This window comes from Cupriavidus sp. L7L (assembly GCF_004353535.1).
In the GTDB taxonomy this organism is placed as follows: Bacteria; Pseudomonadota; Gammaproteobacteria; order Burkholderiales; family Burkholderiaceae; genus Cupriavidus; species Cupriavidus oxalaticus_A.
In genome coordinates this window covers 1-463 of sequence record NZ_SMNY01000073.1, presented here as the reverse complement: position 1 = coordinate 463, position 463 = coordinate 1, and the positions used below count along the sequence as shown (strand labels likewise).

Annotated in this window: 1 rRNA gene; it reads right to left on the bottom strand. The window is 53.1% G+C overall.

The annotated features are described in order from the left end of the window. Nucleotides 1-463: ribosomal RNA gene (locus E1J61_RS35425) — 23S ribosomal RNA — on the bottom strand; the annotation flags it as partial.

Below are 463 nucleotides of genomic sequence, written 5' to 3'. Positions count from 1 at the left end.
CCCCTATCCACAGCTCATCCCCTAACTTTTCAACGTTAGTGGGTTCGGTCCTCCAGTACGTGTTACCGCACCTTCAACCTGGCCATGGATAGATCATCTGGTTTCGGGTCTACACCCAGCGACTCAACGCCCTGTTCGGACTCGCTTTCGCTACGCCTGCCCTAATCGGTTAAGCTTGCCACTGAATGTAAGTCGCTGACCCATTATACAAAAGGTACGCCGTCACCCGTTTCCAGGCTCCGACTGTTTGTATGCATGCGGTTTCAGGATCTATTTCACTCCCCTCCCGGGGTTCTTTTCGCCTTTCCCTCACGGTACTGGTTCACTATCGGTCGATCACGAGTATTTAGCCTTGGAGGATGGTCCCCCCATCTTCAGACAGGATTTCACGTGTCCCGCCCTACTTGTCGTACACCTAGTTCCACAACGCTGTTTTCGCATACAGGGCTATCACCTGCTAGGG